The 21,365-nt window shown below is 70.6% G+C and carries 17 protein-coding genes; 11 read left to right on the top strand and 6 right to left on the bottom strand.

The window, feature by feature from the left end; translation table 11 throughout:
* The first annotated feature begins 111 nt into the window (after positions 1-111).
* Positions 112-1,887: an ABC transporter ATP-binding protein gene (locus tag QNJ30_14865; GenBank protein ID MDJ0944746.1), complete on the top strand. Its 1,776-nt coding sequence runs from the start codon at positions 112-114 to the stop codon at positions 1,885-1,887.
* Positions 1,884-2,573: a S8 family serine peptidase gene (locus QNJ30_14870; protein MDJ0944747.1), complete on the top strand. Its 690-nt coding sequence runs from the start codon at positions 1,884-1,886 to the stop codon at positions 2,571-2,573. The genes QNJ30_14865 and QNJ30_14870 overlap by 4 nt, the downstream gene beginning before the upstream one ends.
* A 230-nt stretch (positions 2,574-2,803) precedes the next feature.
* On the opposite strand, the gene QNJ30_14875 is transcribed toward QNJ30_14870, so the two are convergent.
* From QNJ30_14875 to mdoH, 3 genes are all read right to left on the bottom strand, one after another.
* Positions 2,804-4,243 carry an FAD-dependent monooxygenase gene (locus QNJ30_14875; GenBank protein ID MDJ0944748.1) on the bottom strand — a complete coding sequence of 480 codons (1,440 nt, stop codon included), beginning with the start codon at positions 4,241-4,243 and terminating at the stop codon, positions 2,804-2,806.
* Between the two features lie 163 nt (positions 4,244-4,406).
* Entirely contained in the window at positions 4,407-5,681 is a 1,275-nt protein-coding gene (locus QNJ30_14880) for an OpgC domain-containing protein (protein MDJ0944749.1), read from the bottom strand.
* Positions 5,678-7,576 carry a glucans biosynthesis glucosyltransferase MdoH gene (gene mdoH / locus QNJ30_14885; GenBank protein ID MDJ0944750.1) on the bottom strand — a complete coding sequence of 633 codons (1,899 nt, stop codon included), beginning with the start codon at positions 7,574-7,576 and terminating at the stop codon, positions 5,678-5,680. The genes QNJ30_14880 and mdoH overlap by 4 nt, the downstream gene beginning before the upstream one ends.
* Before the next feature lie 495 nt (positions 7,577-8,071).
* Between mdoH and QNJ30_14890 the strand changes: the two genes are divergently transcribed.
* Genes QNJ30_14890 through QNJ30_14915 form a run of 6 tightly spaced genes read left to right on the top strand, consistent with a single transcriptional unit; the run spans position 8,072 to position 13,572 of the window.
* On the top strand, positions 8,072-9,472 hold the full coding sequence (locus QNJ30_14890; protein MDJ0944751.1) for a YceI family protein: 1,401 nt from the start codon (positions 8,072-8,074) through the stop codon (positions 9,470-9,472).
* Positions 9,473-9,532: 60 nt separating this feature from the next.
* Complete coding sequence (locus QNJ30_14895) at positions 9,533-10,285, top strand: FkbM family methyltransferase (protein ID MDJ0944752.1); 753 nt, start codon at positions 9,533-9,535, stop codon at positions 10,283-10,285.
* 6 nt (positions 10,286-10,291) lie between these two features.
* Positions 10,292-11,281 (top strand): dehydrogenase, encoded by a 990-nt coding sequence (locus QNJ30_14900; GenBank protein ID MDJ0944753.1) that lies wholly within the window; start codon positions 10,292-10,294, stop codon positions 11,279-11,281.
* 3 nt (positions 11,282-11,284) lie between these two features.
* A complete protein-coding gene (locus tag QNJ30_14905; protein ID MDJ0944754.1) occupies positions 11,285-11,683 on the top strand; it encodes a 6-carboxytetrahydropterin synthase in 399 nt (132 codons plus the stop codon).
* A gap of 21 nt (positions 11,684-11,704) precedes the next feature.
* The gene (locus QNJ30_14910) at positions 11,705-12,766 is read left to right on the top strand and encodes a glycosyltransferase family 4 protein (GenBank protein ID MDJ0944755.1); all 1,062 of its coding nucleotides are present in this window, start codon (positions 11,705-11,707) and stop codon (positions 12,764-12,766) included.
* On the top strand, positions 12,763-13,572 hold the full coding sequence (locus QNJ30_14915) for a class I SAM-dependent methyltransferase (GenBank protein ID MDJ0944756.1): 810 nt from the start codon (positions 12,763-12,765) through the stop codon (positions 13,570-13,572). Before QNJ30_14910 ends, QNJ30_14915 begins: the two co-directional genes overlap by 4 nt.
* 183 nt (positions 13,573-13,755) lie before the next feature.
* On the opposite strand, the gene QNJ30_14920 is transcribed toward QNJ30_14915, so the two are convergent.
* Positions 13,756-14,688 carry a RibD family protein gene (locus QNJ30_14920; GenBank protein ID MDJ0944757.1) on the bottom strand — a complete coding sequence of 311 codons (933 nt, stop codon included), beginning with the start codon at positions 14,686-14,688 and terminating at the stop codon, positions 13,756-13,758.
* 230 nt (positions 14,689-14,918) lie between these two features.
* On the opposite strand from QNJ30_14920, the gene ribA reads away from it, so the two are divergent.
* A complete protein-coding gene (ribA, locus tag QNJ30_14925) occupies positions 14,919-15,971 on the top strand; it encodes a GTP cyclohydrolase II (GenBank protein MDJ0944758.1) in 1,053 nt (350 codons plus the stop codon).
* Positions 15,972-16,204: 233 nt separating this feature from the next.
* Here the strand turns inward: ribA and QNJ30_14930 are convergent, their stop codons facing one another.
* Together QNJ30_14930 and QNJ30_14935 are read right to left on the bottom strand one after the other, a co-directional pair.
* Positions 16,205-17,008 (bottom strand): creatininase family protein, encoded by an 804-nt coding sequence (locus QNJ30_14930; protein MDJ0944759.1) that lies wholly within the window; start codon positions 17,006-17,008, stop codon positions 16,205-16,207.
* 205 nt (positions 17,009-17,213) lie between these two features.
* Positions 17,214-18,638: a mannose-1-phosphate guanylyltransferase/mannose-6-phosphate isomerase gene (locus QNJ30_14935; GenBank protein MDJ0944760.1), complete on the bottom strand. Its 1,425-nt coding sequence runs from the start codon at positions 18,636-18,638 to the stop codon at positions 17,214-17,216.
* A 227-nt stretch (positions 18,639-18,865) separates the two neighbouring features.
* On the opposite strand from QNJ30_14935, the gene QNJ30_14940 reads away from it, so the two are divergent.
* Together QNJ30_14940 and QNJ30_14945 are read left to right on the top strand one after the other, a co-directional pair.
* The gene (locus QNJ30_14940; GenBank protein MDJ0944761.1) at positions 18,866-19,825 is read left to right on the top strand and encodes an L-threonine 3-dehydrogenase; all 960 of its coding nucleotides are present in this window, start codon (positions 18,866-18,868) and stop codon (positions 19,823-19,825) included.
* A 25-nt stretch (positions 19,826-19,850) separates the two neighbouring features.
* The gene (locus QNJ30_14945; protein MDJ0944762.1) at positions 19,851-21,077 is read left to right on the top strand and encodes an aminotransferase class I/II-fold pyridoxal phosphate-dependent enzyme; all 1,227 of its coding nucleotides are present in this window, start codon (positions 19,851-19,853) and stop codon (positions 21,075-21,077) included.
* The last annotated feature ends 288 nt before the right edge of the window (positions 21,078-21,365 follow it).

Genomic DNA, 21,365 nt, shown 5'->3' on the forward strand with positions numbered 1-21,365 from the left:
AGGGTGGGGGGTGCTGTATGCCAAAGCCTCGATGGCACTGAACCGTCTTGCGGCCTCACGGCCGCCACCCCCTCCTCAATCCTCCCCCATCAAGGGGGAGGAGGCGTTTAGATGGCACGCTCGGCGCCAGGCCCGACAGGGAACTCGGCCAAGCCGTCCGTGCCGCAGCGGGACAGGAGATTGGCGCAGGCCGCCGCCGGCGCAGACCGGCGCCACTGGCTCTTCGGCTTCGTCCGGCCGCAGCTCCGGCGCCTTGCGCTGGTCTTCCTGCTGTCCCTGGGCGCGAGCGGCCTGGCGCTGGCGCAGCCCTATCTGACCAAGCTGCTGATCGACGACGGGCTCCTGGCCGGAGACTACGGCACCCTGGTCCTGGTCGCGGCGGCCATGCTGGCGGCGGCGCTCCTGGGCGCCGGGCTGACGGCGCTCAACCGCTGGCACTACGTCACCGCCTCCGGGCGCGTCCTCTTCGCCCTGCGCGAGAGCGTCTACCGCCACCTACAGCGCCTCTCGCCCGCCTTCTACGCCCGGGTCCGGGCCGGCGACGTCATGGCCCGGCTGGACGGCGACGTCGCCGAGGTCCAGCGCTTCGCCGTCGATTCGGCCCTGGCCCTGCTCAACGGGGTCCTGGTGCTCTGCGGCGCGCTGGCCCTGATGCTGAGCCTGAGCTGGGAACTCTCGCTCATCGCCTTCGCGCTGTTGCCGCTGCAGGTGCTGCTGCTGCGGGTCCTGCGGCCGCGCATCGAGGCCATGACCCGCGAGCAGCGCGCCCAGGCCGGCGGCATCTCGGCCTTCCTCTACGACCGGCTTTCGGCGATGAAGCTGGTCCAGTCCGCCGGCGCCGAGGCGCGCGAGGCCCGAGGCCTCGCCGGTCTGCAGGCGGCCTACTTTACCGGGCTTCGGCGCCTGCAGATGTTCAACCTCGCGGCCACGACCGCGCCCTCGCTGCTGACCCTGCTGGGCACGGTGCTGGTCTTCCTGGCCGGCGGCGCCATGGTCATCGAGGGGACGCTCACCCTCGGCACCCTGGTCGCCTTTACCGCCTACCTTGCCCGGGCAACGGGCCCGGTGCAGACCCTGCTCGGCCTCTGGGTCGCTCTGGCGCGGGCCAGGGTGAGCCTGGAGCGGGTCTGCGAGATCACCGCCGAAGAGCCGGCAGTGTCGTCGCCGGAGGATCCGCAGCCCCTGCCGCCGGAGGCCCGGGGGGAGGTCGTCCTCGAGGCGGTGACCTTCGGCTACCCGGATCGCGAAGAGCCCGTGCTGGAGGACGCCGCCGCCCGGCTTCCGGCCGGCGCCAAGATCGCCATCTTCGGCGCCTCCGGAGCCGGCAAGACCACCCTGATCGACCTGCTGCAGCGCCACTTCGATCCCGCCGAGGGACGGATCGCCCTGGACAGCGTCGACCTGCGCCGGCTCGACTTGGAGGACCTGCGCCGCCGGGTCGCGGTGGTCGCCCAGGACAGCCTGCTCCTCCCCGGCAGCATCGCCGACAACATCCGCTACGCCCGGCCCGACGCCGAGGACGCCGCGGTCGCCGAGGCGGCGCGCCGGGCCGGCGCGGCCGAGTTTATCGCCGCCCTGCCGCAGGGCTTCGAGACCGAGGTCGGCGCGCGCGGGCTCAAGCTCTCCGGCGGCCAGCGCCAGCGCATCGCCCTGGCCCGCGCGCTGCTTCAGGATCCCCTGGTCCTGATCCTCGACGAGGCGACCTCCGGGGTCGACAGCGCGGCGGAACGCGAGATCGGGGCCGCCATCGATCGGCTCTTCGCCGGGCGGACCCGGATCGTCATCGGCCATCGCTCGACGCTGGCCGAGGACGCCGAGGTCACCTTCGAGCTGGCCGGCCGCCGGCTCCGCGTCCGCGATCCGGAGACCGGGCTCGCCGCGCAATGACCGGCGCCCTGCGCATCGGCGTGCTCGACAGCGGAGTCACCGGCGCCGCGCAACCGGGACTTCGAGGCCGGCGCTTCCTGGCCGACGGGGAGGGCGGCGTCGGGCTGCGCGAGGGCGTCGACGATCGCCTGGGCCACGGCAGCGCGGTCACCCGCCTAATCCTGGCCGCGGCCCCCGAGGCCGAGCTGATCCACGCTCAGGTCTTCGACGAGCGCTTCACGACCAGCCCGGCGCTGGTCGCCGCCGGACTCGACTGGCTGCGAGAGGAGGGGGTCGCGCTGGTCAACATGAGCTTCGGGCTGCGCGCCGACCGCGCGGTCCTCAGGATGGCCTGCCGGGCCGCGGCCGAGCACGGCATCCTGCTGGTCGCGGCGGCGCCGGCCCAGGGGCCGCCCTGCTTTCCCGCCGCCTATGCCGAGGTGCTCGCGGTCACCGGCGATGCGCGCTGCGCCCCGGGCGAGGTCTCCGACCTGCAGGGCCGCCAGGCCGACTTCGGGACCTGGTGCGCCTCGCCCGAGCGGGGCGGCGGCGCGATCGCCGGGGCCAGCGCGGCCGCGGCCCACTTCACCGGCCTGGCGGCTCGCCTCCTCCTGGCGCAGCCCGGCCTGGCACCGGCCGCGGTCTCGGACCACTTCCGCGCCCAGGCGATCCGTCGTGGGCCCGAGCGCCGGGCGCCGATGGCCTGAAACGCCGGGGACGCCTGGCCCCGCGGCTTGCAAGGGCGACCCGGGCCCATAGGCCGGAGGATCGTTCGTACAGGTTCCGACGAACCCGCTGTTCTGGGGGACCGGCCAGGCGTCCACCAGGATCGAAGACTCCCCCCGCGACGTGGCGCAGGACGGAGCACCCGCCGTGGCTGAGGTCGCTGGCTTCCGCTACCTCTTCGCGGCGGCCTTCGCTCTTTTCGCGGGCGGAGTCAGGACGGCGGCGCCTCGACCTGACGGAGCGCCGCGGTCTGCAGCCGCACCTCTGTGCCGGTCGCCAGCAGACGCCGCGCCCGCAGCCAGTCCAGCGCCGTCGCCAGCTGGCGCTCCGTGACCGACAGGCGCCCGGCCAGTTCGCCGGCGCAGTCGGCGAGGCGCAGGCCCTGGCGGTCGCGCAGGAGGTCCAGCAGCTCGGCCAGCGGCGTTTCGTCGACCCGCCAGATGCCGCGCGGCTGGTCCGGGGTGACGACGACCCGGCGCTCGACGATCAGGCCGGTCTCGACGACCGGGCGCGGCTCGACGACCAAGTCGCCCTCGCCGGCCGGGCGGTGCGCCGCTTCCGGGTCCGGCCAGGCCGCGCGGGCCTGCCAGAAGGGCCGTTCCGGCCAGCGGCGTTCCAGGGCGTAGAAGTCGCGGCCGATCCGGCAGGCGCGCAGGAAGCCGGACCTGGCCCGCTCCTCGTGGAAGCGCCGGGCCAGGGCGCGGCGCTCGGGCCGGGCGATAAGGGTGTTGACCACCGCCGCGGCGGCCAGGGCCGAGCCCAGGGCCTCGAAGACGCCGTGGCCGGACAGCGGATCGACCGCCAGGGCCGCGTCGCCGATCCGCAGGCTGGCGTGGGTCGTCAGGTCCCGGCTCAGGTAGGGCGTTGCGTTGCGGGTCGTCACCGCGCCGGCCGTCCGTCCGGCGCCGATCACGCCGGCGATCAGCGTCAGCTGCGCCGCCGCGCGCTCGAAGACGGCCGGCAGCGCCGCCCGCTTGGGCAGGCCGTCGCGGCTGTCGAGGAAGATCTGCAGGAAGGCATCCGCCCCGTCGGCGACGTACCAGGCCCAGCCGTCCGGGAAGCTCTCCAGCGCCGTGCCGGCGCGCGCGTCGCCCCCGGCGATCCGACGCGTGATCGCGGTGGTCTCCGGGCCGCGGATCTGGCGAGCCTTGGGGCCGGGCGCGGCGCGGCCCCGGGCCTCGACGAAGATCTCCGGCCGGATCCGATGGCGCTCGCCGTCCGGCCCGGTGATGTCGAGACCGGCGCCCGCCGCATCTTCTTCCAGGGTCAGCCGGCGCACCTCCTGAACGTGGACTCCCGCAACTTCGGCGTCCTGGCGCAGGGCCGCGTCGAAGGCCTCCCGGGGCGTGACGTGCTCGAGGTTGCGGGCCCCGGCCTCGCCGTTCCAGAGCACCTCGCGGCGCACCGACGGCCCGACCGCGGCCGCGGCGCGGTCCAGGCCCTGGCGCTTCAGGACCTCGACCACCCGCTGCGACAGGCCCTCGATCCGCGGCCGCCGTCGGCCGCCGGCCAGAAGCAGCACCTCCCGGCCCAGGCGGGTGAGGAGGATCGCGGTCAGGACCCCGGCCGGGCCGGCGCCGGCGACGACGACCTCCGGCTGCAGGCCGGCCAATCGGCGGCGCCGTCCCGTCGGGCTCTGCGGCTCGGGCATCCTGGCTCCTGGAGCATGATCGTGTCACACCGACGTGGTGTGACACGTAAATCATGCTCTAACTTGTTAAAATAGATCAAGATTCACGGCCAATACCAGGGGGCGCTGCGGGAGCTCAGGTTAGCGCCCAGCTCGCGAGGACTGAACGTTTTCGGGCTGCGCTTCAGCGGCGCTGGTGCTGGCGTCGTCGGGCGGCGGGGACCAGGGGTGCTGTCTGCGGCGCGAGCGGTTTGGCCGTGGGCTCCGGCTTGGCTGCATCGGCGACCGGCTCGCCGGCCTGGATCGGCGCCGGCGCGACCTGAAGGCGCGGCGGCTGCGGCCGGGCGCGGTGCCAGGGCGCCGACTTGAAGAAGCCGACGGTGTAGGCCACCGCGATCAGCAGGGCGAAGCCGACCAGGTGGACGACCAGGAAGTCCAGCGGGTCCCGGCCCATCGCGTCCAGGACCATGCCGGCGACCTGCGCCGCCACCATGGAGGTGACGAAGACCGCCAGGGCCTGCTGGCCGACCTTGACGATCGGCTTGAAGACGGCGGCCCTGAGCAGCCGCTCCCGGCCGGAGAGCAGGCAGAGCACCAGGTAGGCCAGGGCAAGGAAGTGGACCCAGCGGAGCATGCCGAAGTCGGTCTTCTGGAAGCCCCAGAGCAGGTTGTAGCTGATGGTGTTGATGACCTCGACGTTCTTCCAGATCGGCCCGTATTTCATCGGGATCATGGACAGCACGAAGACCAGCGCCAGGCCGATCAGCCACTTGTTGGGCGCCGGCGGCTTGATCCAGCCGGAGGCGAAGGCGAAGCCGGTGAAGAAGATCAGCTGCCAGCCGAAGGGATTGAAGAACCAGGGCCGGTCCGACCACCACTCCGCCGGCAGGCCGAAGCTGAAGGTCATGTTCACCGCCCAGAGCGCCAGGGAGAAGCCGATCGCCAGGCCGACATGAACCCGGCTCAGCGCCATCATGATCGGGATCATCATCAGCACGCCGAAATACATCGGCAGGATGTCGAAGTAGTTCGGCACGTAGGTCAGGGTCAGCAGGTGGACGATGCCGCTGGCCGGATCGTCGAAGAAGGGATGCAGGTTGAGCCGGCCGACGTAGTCCTTGATCCCGATGAACTCGGTGCCCAGGACGACGACGCTCGCGGTCATCAGGAAGAGGCAGATGTGCGCCCAGTAGATCTGCCAGGCGCGGTAGACGATGCGCGCCGCGCCCAGGAAGAAACCCTTCTTGATGAAGATGCTGCCGAAGGCCAGGGCCGAGGCGAAGCCGGAGCAGAAGACGAAGATCTCGGTCGCGTCGGAGGGGCCGAACTTGGCCGGGATGTAGCGGCCCCAGGGATTGGCCGGGATGTGGGCGATGAAGATGATGAACATCGCCAAGCCGCGGAAGAAGTCCAGGCGGACGTCCCGCTCGCTCCTCTCGCGGCTTGGCGGGTTGCTCATAACCAGCGTCCGTCCGCGCTGCGCTCCTGCGCCCGCGCCAGGGCGGCGGCCTGCGCCTGCCGGTTCGGCTCGGCGACGATCGGCACCGCTTCGGCGGCCGGGCCCGCCAGGGTCGGCCGGGCCTGGCCGAAGACGATCCGCTTGCTCTGCATCAGCTCCTCGGGCATGGGGCAGAGCTGCACGCGGGCGAGCAGCCGGCCGAAATCCATGCGAGAAGTGATCAGGGCAAATGGTATCGCGAAGGTCAAGGGGATCAGAATCGGCGAGGCGAAGGGCAGCACGCTGGGCGCCGACAGGGCCAGCCCGGCGGTCCAGCCCAGGCCGCCCAGAGTCTGGGGCCAGAAGGCCGTAGCGGCCTCGCGCAGGCCGATCTGGTGGCCGACCCGGTCCTGGGCCTCCCAGGTGACGCAGCGCCCGAACACCAGTCCGATGATGAAGATGCTGTGGACCACCGCCATGATCGGGGCGATCAGCACCGAGAAGACGAACTCCACCAGGGCGCTGATCAGCAGGCGACCACTGCCGCCGTAGCTGCGGCGTTTGGCACGTTGGGCCGCGATCTCGACGATGCCCAGCAGCTTGGGCATGAAGGTCATGCCCATCATCACGACGAAGAAGGCCAGGCCCGCCCCGGCATCGATGCTGCCCCAGTACGTTCCGACCAGGGGCGCGATCTCGCCCGGGTCGGCGCCCAGGCCGAAGACGATCGCCTGGCCCAGGCTCAGGGTCAAAAAGCCCAGCCAGAACAGCGAGGAGGCGTACATCAGGATCGCCAGGACCAGCTGCAAGCGGCCCATCGGCAGCAGGCCCGGCATCTTCAGCAGCTTGAAGTACTGCATGTTGCCCTGGCACCAGCGCAGGTCGCGCTTGATGAAGTCCAGGATCGTCGGCGGGTTCTCCTCGTAGCTGCCCAGCTCGGCGGGCAGGACCCGGACCTCGTAGCCGCCGCGGCGGATCATCGCCGCCTCAACCTGGTCGTGGCTCAGGATCCGGCCGCCCAACGGCGCGCGCCCGGGCAGGATCGGCAGCTCGCAGTGGGCGATGAAGGGGGCCACGCGGATGATCGCGTTGTGCCCCCAGTAGGGGCCGTCCTCGCCCAGCCACCAGGCGCTGCCCATGGTGTAGGTCCGCATGCCCTGGCGCATCCCGAACTGGAAGATCCGGGCGAAGGCGCTGCGCGCCGGCAGGCCGGCGATCAGGGTCTGCAGGATGCCGAGCCGGGCATTGGCCTGCATGACCCGGACCATGTGCAGGATGGTTCCGCCGGTCATGATGCTGTCGGCGTCGAGCACCACCATGAAGTCGAAGTCCGCGCCCCAGCGCTCGCAGAAGTCCCGGACGTTGCCGGCCTTCTGGCCGAGGTTGTCGCGGCGCCGTCGGTAGTGTAGGCGTCCCGGACGCGGGTCGCGGGCGGAGAGCTCGGCAAAGCGCCGCTCCTCTTCGGCGGCGATCTCCGGCTTGTTGGTGTCGCTCAGCAGGAAGAAGTCGAAGTGGCGGGCTTCGCCGGTGTCGTCCAGCGAGCCGAGGATCCGCTCGATGTGGTCGAAGACCCGGGCCGGGTCTTCGTTGTAGACCGGCATGATCAGGGCGGTCCGAGTCCGGATCGGCGCCCGGTCGTCGACCCGCGCCATGAAGGGGCTGGTCTTCTCGACGCCCCGGCCGCCCAGGGCCAGGGTCACGCCGATGACCGAGTTCCAGAAGCCGATCGCGATCCAGGGGATGGTCATGACGAAGCAGGCCAGAATCCCGGCTTCGAAGAGGTTGAGGCCATCGCCCAGGAGGATCCGGGCCATGACGAAGACCGCCGCGCCGACGGTCAGGCCGACCAGCAGGGCGAAGAGGAGGCGGCGCCGTCGGACGGTCAGGGACCAGGCACGATCGAGCGCGTCAGGCAAGGGAGCAATCATGGCACGCAATGCAGTTCAACCAGTATCAGTTAGGAGATCCGTAGCGTCCAAACGCACGACGCAACCAACATCATGCATTTGCACGACGGAAAAACTGGCCGTTGTGCAGCGCAACGAGAAGAAACAGTTTTGTGGCAATATTTAGCGAAGTCTTCACGGCAGGCATCCTCCCACGGCATATCACTAATCCGTCTCCCCCGACGGGCCGAACCTGGCGACGCCGCAGGAAAAGTTCTGCGGCCCGTGATACGAGCCTTTCGCCCGGCCTCATCCCCGCCTTGTCTCGGCGGCCCCGGCTGGCCGGGCCCGAGCCCGTATCTCGCCAATCGACATAGAGCCTTTCGGGGCCCTACGCCAGGGGTGGCCACGGTTTCGTGACCATTGTTGTTCACGCCCCGAAGCGGGTCCGGGCGGCACGGAATAGACCGGGACCGCCCGGCGTTACATAAGCTACCGCCCTGACTAACACCTCAGGGGACAGAAATGATCCCGAGACCAAGAAGGTCCAGCCTGCCGAGCGCCCCCGCCCCCAGCGTCCTCTTGAGCTTGCTCGGCGCCACCACCCTGCTGACCGGGCTCACCGCCGGCATCGCCGCGGGCATGGACCTGGGGCTGCCCTACTACCTGACCTCGCTCTGCCTGGGGGGCCTGGTCGTGCTCGGGGTCCTGGTCGCGGCCAGCCGCTTCCTGCCCGGCGATCGCTTCGGCTGCGCCAACGGGGTCACCCTGGCGCGGGCGATGCTGATCTGTCCCCTGGCCGGGGCCTTGGTCCTGGCGGCGCTTGACGCGCGCCTGGCCTGGATCTTCTTCGTGCTCGCCCTGGTCGCCTTCCTGCTCGACGGGGTCGACGGCTGGGTCGCCCGCAGGCGCCGGGAATGCTCCCACTTCGGCGCCCGCTTCGACATGGAAACCGACGCCCTCTTCGTCCTGGTCCTGTCGCTGCTGGTCCTGAACGCCGGCAAGGCGGGCCCCTGGATCCTGCTCTCCGGACTGCTGCGCTACCTCTTCGTCCTCGCCGGCCTGGCCTGGGCGCCGCTGCGCGCGCCCCTGGCGCCCAGCTTGCGCCGCAAGGCAATCTGCGCTCTACAAGTCGGCGCTCTGGTCATATGCTTGGCACCCATCGTGCCGGCGACTTGGAGTGCCTGGCTTGCGGCAATCGCCCTGAGCGCGCTCATCGCGTCATTCGTCCGCGATGTCTCCGGGCTGGTCCGCCGGGCTTGGGAGAGGAGGCAAGAGACCTTGACGAGAGAGTCCAGATGGCTGGCCTTCGGCCAGCGCGCGACCTGGCTGATGCCCTGGCTGGCGGTCGTCGCCGTGCTCGGCGGCGGCCTGACTCCGGCCCCGCCGGCGCAGGCGGCGGCGGCCCGCTACGAGATCGATCCGGCCCATTTCAGCGTCGGCTTCCTGGTCCATCACATCGGCTATGCCGATACCCTGGGCATGTTCCTCGAGGGCAGCGGCAGCTTCACTTTCGACGAGACGGCGCCCGCGGTCTCCGACATCGAGGTGACGATCCAGGCCGACAGCGTCTTCACCAACCACGACCGCCGCGACAAGCACGTCAAGGGCGGCGATTTCCTCGACGTCGACGACCATCCCGAGATCCGCTTCGTCGGCCGCGAGGCCCGTCAGACCGGGGAGAACACGGGCGAGGTGACCGGCGACCTGACCATCCTGGGCGTCACCCGGCCGGTCACCCTGCAGGTCACCAAGAACAAGATCGGCGACTACCCTTTCGGCGCCGGGCCGCCCTACGTCGTCGGGGTCTCGGTGCGCGGCACGGTGAAGCGCAGCGAGTTCGGCATGACCTACGCCGTGGAGAACGGCTGGGTCGGCGACGAGGTCGAGCTGATCATCGAGTTCGAGGCGATCCGGCAGGACTGAGCATGGTTCCGCGCCGCCGCTCCGGCCGGGGGCGCCAAGACTGGGAGGATACGACAGGTCATGATCGCCCTCAGCGAGCTCCGCGGGCTCGCCCGTTCAGTCTCGATTTACTATGGGAACCCGCTGCGCAGCCGCGCGCACCGGAGCTTCTACCGGCAGTTCATCGAGCCCGGCGACCTTTGCTTCGACGTCGGGGCGCACGTCGGCAACCACGTCCGGACCATGCTCAAGCTCGGCGCCCGGGTGGTCGCGGTCGAGCCGCAGCCGCGCTTCCAGTGGCTGCTGCGCCGGCTCTACGGCGACAACCCCGAGGTCACTCTGGTCGACAAGGCTCTGGGCGCCGCGTTCGGCGAGGCCGAGCTCTACGTCAGCAGCCGCTATCCGACGGTGACCACCCTGTCGCGCGACTGGATCAAGTCGGTCGGGCGCGCCGCGTCCTTCAGCGAGGTTGCCTGGGACGGCCGGGTCACCGTCGAGGTCACCACCCTCGACAGCCTGATCGCCCGGCACGGCAGGCCCGCCTACTGCAAGATCGACGTCGAGGGCTTCGAGCCCCAGGTCCTGGAGGGCCTCTCCACCGCCTTGCCGAGCCTGTCCTTCGAGTTCATCCCGGCCGCGCTCGACGGCGCCCACGCCTGCATCGAGCGGCTGCTGGCGCTGGGCGACTACGAGTTCAACGTCTCCATGGGCGAGCAGATGCGCTTCGAGCTGCCGCAGTGGAGCGACGCCGGCGCCCTGGGCGCCTGGCTCGACAACTTGGCCATCGACGACCTCTCGGGCGACGTCTACTGCCGTCTCAAGACCCGGGACTGAGCCGCCGTGACGCCAAGTGCGCCAGGGCCCGCCGAGGCCTTCTGGATCACCGGCGCGCTAACCGGCGAGATCCGCGCGGCCGGGCTGCCGCCGCCCGGCGACGGCGAGGTCCTGGTCCGGACGCTCTACAGCGGGATCAGCCGCGGCACCGAATGCCTGGTCTTCGGCGGCGGCGTCCCGGCCAGCCAGTATCGGGCCATGCGCGCGCCCTTCCAGGAGGGCGACTTCCCCTGGCCGGTCAAGTACGGCTACGCCAGTGTCGGCCTGGTCGAGCAGGGCCCCGACGCGTTGCAGGGCCGGGAGGTCTTCTGCCTCTACCCGCACCAGACCCGCTATCTCGTCCCGGAAGCGGCCGTGCTGCCGCTGCCGCGGGGCCTGCCGGCCGGCCGGGCCGTGCTCGGCGCCAACATGGAGACCGCGCTCAACGGCCTCTGGGACGCGGCGCCGCGGCCTGGCGACCGGATCGCGGTGATCGGCGCCGGGGTCGTCGGCTGCCTGGTCGCGCGCTTGGCGGCGCAGGTGCCGGGCTGCCGGGTCCAGCTCCTCGACATCGACCCGGACAAGGCGGCGATCGCCGAGGCGCTCGGCCTGCCCTTCGCCCTGCCCGAGGCGGCGGAAGCCGACTGCGACCTGGTGATCCACGCCAGCGGCGCGCCCGAGGGCCTGGTCACGGCGCTGGGCCTCGCCGGCTTCGAAGCGACGGTCGTCGAACTGTCCTGGTTCGGCGACCGCGGAGTCACCCTGCCCCTCGGCGAGGCCTTCCACGCCAGGCGCCTGACCCTCAAGTCGTCCCAGGTCGGCCAGGTAGCGTCGGCCCGGCGGGCGCGCTGGGATCACTGCCGGCGCCTGGCCAAGGCCCTGGAGCTGCTGGCCGAGCCGCGGCTCGACGCCCTGATCAGCGGCGACTCCGCGTTTCGGGCATTGCCAGAGACCCTGCGCTCGCTATACCAAGCCCCGGCCGGCGTGCTTTGTCACCGGATCACCTATGAGGACTGAGGAATGTACAGCGTCTGCGTCAGAGACCATTTCATGATCGCGCACAGCTTCCGGGGCGAGGTCTTCGGACCGGCCCAGAAGCTCCACGGGGCCACCTACGTGGTCGACGTCGAGTTCCGCCGCAAGGAGCTGGACGCGGACGGCATCGTGGTCGACATCGGCCTGGCCGGCCAGGAGCTGAACAAGACGCTCGGCGCGCTCAACTTCCAGAACCTCGACGAGGTGGCGGAGTTCGAAGGCCAGAACACCACGACCGAGTTCATGGCCCGGGTGATCTTCGACCGCTTCGCCGCCGCCATCGCCCGCGGCGACCTGGGCCCCAACGCCTCCGGGCTCACCGCGCTCAAGGTCACCCTGCACGAGTCCCACGTGGCCTGGGCGGCCTACGAGGGCGCGCTCTAGGCCGGCGGGCCGCGGCGCAAGGTGGCGAGGCTCCATTTCGTCCTGCCCGGCGATCCGGCGACCCGGACCGGCGGCTTCATCTACGACGCCCGGATCATCGAGGGCCTGCGGGCGCGCGGGATCGAGGTCGCCGTGCACAGCCTGCCCGACGGCTTCCCCGCGCCCTCGCCGGCGGTCCGGGCGCAGGCGGCGGCGCTCTTCGCCGCCTTGCCCGACGGCGCCCGGGTCGTGGTCGACGGCTTGGCCCTCGGCGTCCTGCCCGGAGAACTGGCGCCCGAGGCCGGCAGGCTCGAGCTGATCGGCCTGGTCCACCATCCCCTGGCCGCCGAGAGCGGCCTGTCGCCGGAGCGGCGGCAGGCGCTCTTCGACTCCGAGACGGCGGCGCTGGCGCTGGTCTCGCAGGTCGTCACCACCAGCCGCCACACCGCCGAGGCCCTGGCGCCCTACGGCGTGCCTGCGGAGCGGATCACCCCGGTGCCGCCCGGGGTCGAGCCGGCGCCCCTGGCCGCCGGCTCGGCCGACGGGACGCTGGCCCTGCTCTGCGTCGCCAACCTGGTGCCCCGCAAGGGCCACGACCTCCTCCTCGGCGCACTGGCCAGGCTTGAGCACCTGGACTGGCGCCTGACCTGCGGCGGCAGCCCGGCGCGCGATCCGGACTGGAGCGAGCGCCTGCGCCGCCTCTGCGCCGAGAACGGCCTCGACGACCGTGTGGCCTTTGTGGGCGAAATCGACGACTCCCGGCTGGAAGACCTCTATCATGGGGCCGATCTTTTCGTGCTGGCCTCCCACTACGAGGGCTACGGCATGGTCTTTCCCGAGGCGGTCGCCCACGGCATTCCGGTGCTCGCGACCCGGACCGGCGGGATCCCCGAGGCGGCGCCCGCCGAGGCCTCGATCCTGGTGCCGCCTGGCGATCTCGACGCCCTGACCGCGGCCCTGCGGCGCCTGCTCGCCGAGCCGGCCGCCTACGCCGAGCTGCGCGCCGCGGCGCGCGGCGCGCGCGCGGGCCTGCGGCGCTGGTCGGACAGCGCCGCGCTCTTCGCCGCTGCGCTCGGCTACGGCGCGGAGGGGGCGGGGCGGTGAGCGGCTTCTCCGCCGACTGGCTGGCGCTGCGCGAGCCGGCCGACGCCCGCGCCCGGGCCCCCGATCTGACCAAGCGAATGGCCGCTTTCTGCGCCGGCCGGGAGCGGCTCAAGGTCCTCGACCTGGGCAGCGGGACCGGATCCAACCTCCGCTTCCTGGCGCCCCGGTTGAAGCTGGTGCAGAGCTGGACCCTGGTCGATCACGACGAGGACCTGCTGGAGCTCGCCGCCGAGGCCGGCAAGTCGCTGTCCGGAGTCGACGTGGAGTGCCGCCGGCTCGATCTGGCCAAGGACCTGGGCCGCCTGGACCTCTCCGATGTCGATCTGGTGACCGCTTCGGCGCTGATGGACCTGGTCTCGGCGGCCTGGTTCGACCGCCTGGCCGCGGCCTGCCGGGCGGCCGGCTGCGCGGTCTTCTTTGTCCTGACCTACGACGGGGTCATGGAGTGGCGGCCCTCGGACCGTCTGGACCCCCTGATCCGCGAGCTCTTCAACCTGCATCAAGGCGAGGACAAGGGCTTCGGCCCGGCGCTCGGTCCCGAGGCCCCCAAGCACATGGCCCGGGCCCTGATCTCCAAGGGCTACCGGGTCGAGACCGGGCCCAGCGATTGGATCATCGAGGGCGGCGAGCGGGAGCTGCACCTGGCCCTGCTCGAGGGCTTCCTGGCCGCCGCCGAGGAGATCGGCCCGGCCCGCGCCGAGGAGCTCCGCGACTGGGCGGCCCGTCGCCGCCGCCTCGCGGCCCGGCCCGAGGCCCGCCTCCGGGTCGGCCACGAGGACCTCTTCGCCTTCCCGGCCGAGAGCTGAAAAGAGATATGCCCCTCACCCTCCCACAGCGAGAGGGATGTGAAGGCTTGGCGAGGCGGTCAGCCGAGCCCTAGAGCACGATGATATGAGGTTGAAGCAACCTCATATCTGAATCGTGCTCTAAACTGTTGAAGTAGAGCGGGATTCAGACATGAAGCCGGATTGGCTTAATGTCATCCCGCTCTAGCCGGAGCTGGGTGAGGGGACCTCTCCCCGCAGGTCGAAGTCGAAGAGCACGTCCTCGCCCATCTCGAAGCGGCGGCAGGGCGGGCGCCGCGCCTCGGCCAGTCTGCCGACCGGCGGCAGGGTGAAGGCCGGGCGCCCGGAGCCGATGATCAGCGGCGCGACCGCGACCTGCAGCCGGTCCAGCACCCCGGCGGCGAGGAAGCGCGAGACCGTGACCCCGCCGCCTTCCACGAAGAGGCTGTGCAGGCCCTCGGCGCGCAGCGCGGCGACGATCGCGGCCGGCGGGATCTGCATGTCCTCGGCCTCGATCTCCAGGCTCCGGACGGGCGCGGGCAACGGCGTCGTTCCGGCGCCGGCACGGCTGACCAGGAGAGTCGGCGCCGCGCCGTCGGTGAAGACCTTGTAGCGCGCCTCTAGGCGACGCTCGGTGTCGATCACCACGCGCACCGGGTTCTCTCCCGGTGCCCGGCGCGTGGTCAGCTGCGGATCGTCGTGCTTGACCGTCCCCGCGCCGACGATCACCGCATCGCTCAGCGCCCGCAGGCGGTGCAGGTGGAGGATGTTTGCCGCGCCGGTGACGTAATAGGAATCACCGCCCTCGGTCGCGATGCGGCCGTCCAGGCTCTGGCCCAGGTGGGCCAGGGTCAGGGGTCGGCTCTCCGAGCCCAGCGCCACCGGCAAGTAAAGGTCGAAGAGTTGTCCAACCTCCTGAGAAAGCTCGACGAAGCAGCGCCAGCCGCCATCGCGGTTGACCGCGAGCAGCGCGTCTGCTTCGGTTGCGGCCACGAAGCCGGGCGACCCGCTCGGGTCGCTGCGCAAGCCGAGGCCGTCGAAAGGAAAGCCGTCACTGCGAACCCTTTGCCGGACCGCGAGGATCAGCTGCCACGCCTCCTCGGGAACAATTTCCTTGTTTTGTTGTTCATGAGGCAAGGCAGGACTCCAAGATCTCAGGCCAAAAAAGCCACAGGTCTGTAAGACTTTTGTCCCTTGTTCAAGATCTGAAGCAAACTAACATCAGAGCCGTGCGAGCAAACAAAGAGTCTTTCCTACCCAGCATTCAATCGACCCAAAAGCAGTCTGAAGCGGACTTTACGTCGATCATCGGAGATACCGAGACGGTCTTCGTCGATCGGACGCTGGCGGAACTGCGATGCGGACGAGTGGTGCGACTGAGCGGCGGACAGCGATCCTGGCTGATCGTGGCCCTGGAGTGCTGTCCCGCCCGGACCCTGGAGGAGCTTCAACGCCTCTCCGCGGGGCAGCTCGAGCTGATCCTCAGCGCCGAGCGGGCCGAGGCCCTGGGGCTGGACCCTGGCACGGACGGCGCCGTGGCCCTGCGCCTACCGCCGGGCTGGAGTCGCGAGTGGCTGCATCAGCTGGTCGCGACGCCCGTGGATCCGGACCGGCAGCCGGCCGAGGCCCGGGGGCTGGACACCCTGGCCGCCTCGAGCGGCGCCCGGACCGCCTTGACCATGGTCAAGCTGGCCCACCTCGTGCCCGCGGTGCTGGTCTGGGAGCTGCGCGGCGCCGCGGCGACCGAGGTCAGCAAGCAGGTCGCCCTGGGCGAAATCCTCATGGTCACACTGCCCCAGGTCCAGGCCTACGTCGAGGCGACGGCGACCAAGCTGCTCCGCGTCGGCGAGGCCAAGGTGCCGCTGAGCGACAGCGAGGACACCCGCTTCGTCATCTTCCGGGCCGCGAGCAGCGGCATCGATCACGTCGCGATCGTCATCGGCCAGATCGACACCGGGACCCCGGTGCTGGTCCGGCTCCATTCGGCCTGCCTGACCGGCGACCTTTTCGGCAGCCTGCGCTGCGACTGCGGCGAGCAGCTGCGGACCTCGGTCCAGGCCATCGCCGAGGCCGGCGGCGGGATCATCCTCTACCTGGCCCAGGAAGGCCGCGGCATCGGCCTGACCAACAAGCTGCGCGCCTACTGGCTCCAGGACCGGGGCTTCGACACCCTGGACGCCAACAACCAGCTCGGCTTTAAGGACGACGAGCGCCGCTACGAGGTCGCCGCCGAGATCCTCAAGCTGCTCGACATCGAGCGGGTCACGCTGATGACCAACAACCCGGCCAAGATCAACGCCCTGGAAAGCGCGGGCATCGCGATCGAAAGCCGCAAGGGCGTCCCGGCGACGATCAACCCGCACAACGAGCGCTACATGACGGTGCGCGCGGAAAAGATCGGCCACATCCTGGACGAGTAGCTGCGTGGCGGGAGCCGCTTTCCCGACATCGGAGATCCATGCTCACACGTCCCCGCCGAGGGAAAGGGTGAGCGCGGTCGCCGATCACCCGCGTGAAGCGCGCTTCGCTGGCGCGCTCATGCTTCGAGAAGCTCAGCATGAGGGTGCCCTTTAACTCGCCCTGAGCTTGCCTAAAGGGGAGGTCGGCTCCGCTTGAAGTGCGGCGCTCGAATTCATGTGTTCGCTGGTTAGGGTCAGTCCCGCTCCTTGAGCAGGGACAGCGGCGCGCGCCTGAGGTCGCGCAGGACCGCGACCAGGCGCTCGGCGGCGTGGTCGAGGAGCTGCCGGCCCTTTTCCGGGTCGGCCTGGGAGGCGTCGCCGGCGGCGCCCGAGGGGTGCAGGTCCTGGCTCGCCCAGGCGAAGCCGGCAGGGCCTTCGGGCCGCAGGATCTCGTAGTCGCCTTCCATGTCGAGGGAGAGCGGCCGGAAGTCCGCCGCCCGCTCCTTGCGGACCAGCTCGGGGTGTAGTGCCAGCATCATCGAGGTCTCGACCGCCCCGCCGTGGATCCCGTGGGCCAGCTCCTCGGCTCCGAAGATCCCCTCCGGCGTGCCGAAGTGGAAGTAGGTCGCGCGCACCACCAGCATGCCGAAGTCCATGCGCAGGCGCTGGGCGACGATGTCGACGACCTGGGTCTGGCCGCCGTGGCTGTTGAAGATCACCAGCTTGCGCAGCCCGGCGCGGGCGACCGAGGCGCCGATCTCGGTCCAGAGCCCGATCAGCAGCTCGGCCGGCAGCGACAGGGTGCCGGGAAAGTCGCCGTGCTCCTCGCTGTCGCCGACCGGCAGGGTCGGCAGGACCAGAAGCGTCAAGTCCTCCGGGACCCGCGCCAGGGCCCGGTCGACGATGCCGCGGTTGATCGCGGTGTCGGTCGCAAGCGGCAGGTGCGGGCCGTGCTGCTCGGTCGCGCCGACCGGCAGCACAGCGATCACCGCCTCCGGATCGACCGTCTCCAGATCGGTCGTGGCGAGGTCTTCCCAATAGCCGCTATTCAGGCCCATCGCGCCGTTCCGTTCTTCCGCTCCCTGGCGGGAGCATAGGCCAAATCCGCCCCGGGGGAAGGGCCTTCGGGTGAGGCCCCTCACCCGCTCGCCGCGCTCGCCGCCCTCTCCCTTGGGGAGAGGGCTGTGGAGGCTTGGCGAGGCGCCAGCCGAGCCCTAGCCGGAGCTGGGTGAGGGGATCTCTCCCAGTGCCAGCGGCCGCCCGCTAACTTCGCCCGTAGTCGTCCGCGATGCGTTCGATGTCGTCTTCCTCCAGGTAGCTGCCGCACTGCACCTCGATGACGTGCAGCGGCGCCGCACCCGGGTTGCGCAGGCGGTGCAGGCTGCCCTGGGGGATGAAGGTCGACTGGCCGGCCGCCAGGGCGAAGACCTCCTCGCCGCGGGTGACCTCGGCGCGGCCGCGAACCACCACCCAGTGCTCGCTGCGGTGGCGGTGGCGCTGCAGCGAGATTCTGGCCCCGGGCTTCAGCATCAGGTGCTTGGACTGGAAGCCTTCGCCCTTCTGCAGGCTGGTGAAGCTGCCCCAGGGCCGCTGCACCGTGTTCGCCCGGCCGTGTTCGGAGCGGCCCTCGGCGGCCAGGCGTTCGGCGATGCCACGGACCTCCTGGGCGCGGTCGCGCGGGCAGACCAGGACCGCGTCCTCCTGGACCACGACCACCAGGTCGCGCAGCCCGACGGCCACCAGCAGCGCCGCGTCGCTGCGCAGGTAGGAACCATGGCTGTCCTCAACCAGAACCTCGCCGAGCAGGACGTTGCCGTCGGCGTCCTGCGCCGAGGCCCGCCAGAGCGACTCCCAGGAGCCGACGTCGCTCCAGCCCATGTCGACCGGGACCACCCCGGCGCGCTCGGTTTTCTCCATCAGGGCGTAGTCGATCGAGATCCGGGGTGCGGTCGCAAAGGCGGCCGCCTCGAGGCGGGTGAAGTCGAGGTCCGGGGTCGCGCCCTCGACCGCGGCGCGGGCCGCTTGCAGCACCTCCGGCGCCCGGGCTTCCAGTTCGGCGAGCAGGCCGGCCCGAGAGAAAAGGAAGATGCCGCTGTTCCATAAGTGCCGGCCGCCGGCGAGATAGGCCTCGGCGGTTGCCCGGTCCGGCTTCTCGACGAAGCGGGCGATCCGCCGGCAGCCGGCCAGGTCGGGCAGGGCCTCGCCCCGCTCGATGTAGCCGTAGCCGGTCTCCGGATGGTCCGGCGTCACGCCGAAGGTCATCAGCCAGCCGGCCGCGGCCGCCGGGGCGGCGGCGTCGACCGCCGCCAGGAAGCGCTCGGGCTTTTCGATCACGTGGTCGGAGGGCAGGACCAGCAGCAGCTCGCCCGGATCCGCCACGGCGGCCAGGGCCGCGGCGGCGATGGCCGGAGCGGTGTTGCGCCCGGCCGGCTCCAGGATCAGCGCCGCGGCCGGGCGACCGGCGGCGCGCAGCTGCTCGGCGGCCAGGAAGCGCTGGGCCTCGTTGCAGACCACGATCGGCGGGGCGAAGCGCGCCGGGTCGCCGACCCGCTCCAGGGTCTTGCGGAACAGGCTGGTCCCGCCCAGCAGATCGGCGAAGGGCTTGCCGGCCGTGGCGCGCGAGACCGGCCAGAGGCGGCTGCCGATTCCGCCACAGAGGATGACTGGCTGAATGGGGGCTTGGGTCACGCTGTCCGGAGGCTCTGGGATGGCTCCGCGGATTAGACAGGATCGGCCCCGAGCCGGCAATTCCCTTGCCGCGTCGAAGGGCGGGGCAAGGCTGTGCCTTTCCTGGGGCAGGGTGCCGACGCAGCGGGCGGATTTCGCGCCTCGATCCCGATCTAGGGGATGCCGGACGCGGCAACCGGGAGTATAGAGTCCGCCTCGACGCCTTTCTCACGCCACGGGGAGACCCCATGCGCAGAATCCTGGTGACCGGCGCCCTGGGCCAGATCGGCTCCGAACTGGTTCCGGCGCTCCGCGCGCGCTACGGCCGCGACCGGGTCATCGCCTCCGACATCCGCATGATGCCGGCCGGGGAGCAGGCCGAGGAGGGACCCTACGAGCACGCCGACTGCACCCAGGCCCACCAGGTCCTCGAAGTGGTCCGGCGCTATGACATCGGACGGATCTACCACATGGCGGCGCTGCTCTCCGCCGTGGCCGAGGACAAGCCGCAGGTTGCCTGGACGGTCAACATGAGCGGGCTCTACAACACGCTCGAGGTCGCCCGGCAGTACGACTGCGCGGTCTTCTTCCCCAGCTCGATCGGCGCCTTCGGGCCGACCACCCCGCGCGACCAGACGCCGCAGGACACGATCCAGCGCCCGACCACCATGTACGGGGTCAGCAAGGTCGCGGGCGAGATGCTTTGCGACTACTACGCCCTGCGCTTCGGGATCGACACCCGCGGGGTCCGGCTACCGGGGCTGATCTCCTACGTCGCGCCGCCGGGCGGCGGCACCACCGACTATGCCGTGGACATCTTTTATCACGCCCTGCGCTACGGCCGGTACACCTGCTTCCTCAAGCCCGACACCTGCCTCGACATGATGTACATGCCCGACGCGATCCGGGCCATGATCGAAGTGATGGAGGCCGATCCGGCGCGCCTGGTCCACCGCAACGCCTTCAACATCACCGCCATGAGCTTCACCCCGCAGGTCCTGGCCGAGGCGATCCGCAAGCACCTGCCCGGCTTCACGATCGACTACGAGGTCGATCCGGTGCGCCAGGCCATCGCCGATTCCTGGCCGCGCTCCCTGGACGACTCCGCGGCGCGCGAGGAATGGGACTGGGCGCCGGCCTACGACCTGCCGGCCATGACCGGGGACATGCTGAGCAAGCTGGACGCCAAGCTCAAGGCCGCCAGATAGGCCAAACGAGAGGAGACGGACCGCCATGCCCCACGATCGACTGGAGAAGCTGCTGGCCGCGCAGGTCGCGGACCTCGACCGGTCCGGGCCCCTCAAGGGACGGGAGGCCGTGATCCTCGGCGTGGTCCCGCCGCGGGACGGCAAGGGCCCGCGCTACCTGCTGCAGGGCCAGGGCGATCGGCCCTTCCTGCGCATGAACGCCAACAGCTATCTTGGCCTGACCTTCCACGAAGAGGTCATGGCCGCCGAGGAGGCCGCGGTCCGGCGCTACGGCACCGGGCCCGGGGCGGTGCGCTTCATCAGCGGCACCTGGGAGCCCCACGTCGCGCTCGAGGCTCGCCTCGCCGCCTTCCACGGCCGCGAGGCGGCGATGATCTTCAGCTCCGCCTACGCCACCATCCTGGGCGTGCTGACGCCCCTGATCACCAAGGAGACCGCGGTGATCAGCGACGAGCTCAACCACAACTGCATCATCAACGCGATCCGCATGTCGCAGCCGGCGGAAAAGCACATCTACCGCCACCTCGACATGGCGGAGCTGGACCTGAGCCTCAAGGCGGCGAGCCGGGCCTGCCGCCGCGCCATCGTCGTGACCGACGGCATCTTCTCCATGCGCGGCGATCACGCCCCGCTGGAGCGGATCATGGAGCTGGCCCGGGCGCACGACGCCGACTTCGCGGAGAACGTCCTGGTCGTGGTCGACGACTCCCACGGCGTCGGCGCCTTCGGCGAGACCGGCCGCGGCACCGAGGAGCACACCGCCTGCCGGCCCGCCGACCTGCTGGTCGCGACCCTGGGCAAGGCCTTCGGGGTCAACGGCGGCTACGTCGCTGCCGGCCGGGCGGTGATCGACTACCTGCGCGAGACCTCGCCCTGCTACATCTATTCCAACCCGATCACACCGGGCGAGGCGGCCGCCGCCAAGGTCGCGGTCGACATCGTCGACAGCCCGGCCGGCCGCGCGCTGCTCGACCGATTGCGGGCCATGACCCGACGCTTCGATGCCGGCCTCAACGCGCTCGGCTTCGAGACCATCCCCGGCGAGCATCCCGTGGTGCCGCTGATGGTGCGCGACACCGCGCGCACCTCGGCCCTGGTCACCCACCTGCGGAACCACGGGGTCCTGGCGACCGGCCTCAACTATCCCGTCGTGCCCCGCGGCGACGAGGAGATCCGCTTCCAGATCTCCGCCGACCACACCGAGGCCGACATCGACGAGGCCCTGGAGGTACTGCGGCAATTCCCCGGCTGAGCGGCCGGAACCGGCTTCAAGCAGATCGAACAAGGCCTTCGTGGCGGAAGAGAAGGGGCGGCAACAAGCCGCGCCGTGGCGCGTCTGGGTGGTCTTTTATTTCTCCGACTTCTACATTTTTGGCTCGACGGTGATTTATTATTTACAATATCAAAATGTATATAACTTCTTTGTGAATTGGTCTCTTTGTTAATCAGTATATCTTCAAAGTTTATTTGGGCGCGAGCGGTGCGATCTTGCCGCCCGGCGTTCACGCGACCGAATCGGGTGGCGGATAAGTCGAGCTGA

The organism is Kiloniellales bacterium, assembly GCA_030066685.1.
Classification (GTDB): Bacteria; Pseudomonadota; Alphaproteobacteria; order Kiloniellales; family JAKSBE01; genus JAKSBE01.